This is a genomic window from Fervidicola ferrireducens (genome assembly GCF_001562425.1).
Classification (GTDB): Bacteria; Bacillota; Thermosediminibacteria; order Thermosediminibacterales; family Thermosediminibacteraceae; genus Fervidicola; species Fervidicola ferrireducens.
Window position 1 is genome coordinate 1 of sequence record NZ_LOED01000077.1, and the last position, 1,668, is coordinate 1,668.

Annotated in this window: 2 protein-coding genes; one reads left to right on the forward strand and one right to left on the reverse strand. The window is 53.4% G+C overall.

The features are described from left to right. The coding region (locus tag AN618_RS13365; protein ID WP_222926525.1) for a hypothetical protein at positions 1-1,016 on the forward strand (1,016 nt) is incomplete at its 5' end. A 301-nt stretch (positions 1,017-1,317) separates the two neighbouring features. Here the strand turns inward: AN618_RS13365 and AN618_RS13630 are convergent. After that, the coding region (locus AN618_RS13630; RefSeq protein WP_483788266.1) for a response regulator at positions 1,318-1,668 on the reverse strand (351 nt) is incomplete at its 5' end.

Consider the following 1,668-nt stretch of genomic DNA (forward strand, 5'->3'; position numbering starts at 1 on the left):
TGCTCCAGGAAGGAAAACTTTCTAAAGAAGAGTGGCGGGAACTCAGGTCGAACGCTTTCTATTCTGTAGGCCAGGCCAACCAGAAGGGACTGGAAGGTCAGTACGGCAATGCCAACACGGAAGTGGTCTTCGACGAGGTTACCGGTTCCTTCCGCCTCAACGTCTACATACCGCCGGAGCCGGAAAACAAGAAAGGCCGCAGGAGGAAAGAAGAAGACTGGGTCACGGTGCCCCTGGAAATACCTGTTCGTTACCGTAGCATACTCCTGCAGCACCTTTTGAGAGCCGGAGCCTATACGGTAAGGGTAATCCGCAAGAACAGAAGGTTTGATTGCTTTATTTCCTTCCCCCTGGGCGATGACGTGCCTGTAAACAAAGACTTGCCCATGGCAGGAATAGACTTAAACCCCGATGTGGTGGCCGTAACCGTGGCCCTGCCGGACGGCAATTTTCATATATCACGCTGTTTCCGGTGTCCTGAACTGGTCTACGTTTCCCATGAAAAACGGGAATGGATAGCCGGGAACCTGGCTAAAGACATAGCCGAATGGCTGGAATCGCTGGGTATAAAGCAGGTAGCCCTGGAAGAGCTGTCCTTTGCCCAGGACCACGACACCAACCGCCTCTTCAACCGTGTCACCCACAACTTTTGCAAGAGGCTCCTATTCAACCGGATCGTCGTGGCCTTGAGGAAGAGGGGTATCGCAGTCTTTACCGTATCCGCCAGATTTACTTCGCTTATCGGCTACTTCAAATACTCACGGGATTACGGCCTTTCCGCTCACCAGGGTGCCGCCTTTGTAATAGCCAGGAGAGCTTTGGGCTTTACCGAGAAGGTCCCCAAAGAGATCCTGAATAGGCTGTCGCCAAGGGAAGGATGGCAGCATTTCAAGCTTTGGGGCAAGCTCTCCGGACTGTTCAGGGCGGCCAGAAAGCGGGCGGTAAGGAACGGCCATATGATCCTTGGGTGGAACCCTGAAGAATGGCTCTCTTTCATGTTCGGTAACTCGTCCTAATTGCGAGGTTTAAAGTCTGCCGCTCTTCCCTGCCGGGCTACCCGGGAGTCCGGCAACACCCTGTGGTGGGGGTTAAGGGGCGGCGGGTAGGCGGGGTGACTCCCCCTCCCGGTATGCGCCTTAGGGCCAAAGCCCGAGGGACGGAAAACGCCGGGAAGTAGCCCGGCAGCCAGAGGCCCGAACCGGGGAAATGTGGGCCTCCCCATAATGGGGTGTCGGGCAGCCAGACGGTGATGGAGGTAGCCGTCGGCTCTAACAGTATAGTGCTCGTTGGGGTCTGCACAATGAGTACCTAACAAAGCTATAGATTGTTTAGCTTTGTATAGGGAAAATTGACCTCTATTTCGCCTTTGAGCTTTTCGAAGGTTTCCAGGGCGTGCCTGCCGTTCGGGGATTCTAGGACTTTGAAGCCCTCCCTTTCAAAGAAATCCCTCAAAAGTATCCTTATTTTCGCTTCATCTTCCACCACCAGGATCGTCTTCGGTTTCACGGCAACTCCCCCCGAAAGTTTCCTTTTGCATTTCATCAGGAAGAATTCTATTTTAATGATGTTAATTCCTGGTTCAAAAAACTTGACTGTTTTTATCTCCAGCCAAGCCGGCCCCCAGACCAGGCTTTCGCCTCCTTCCCGGATATTTGATTTGCCCTCCGA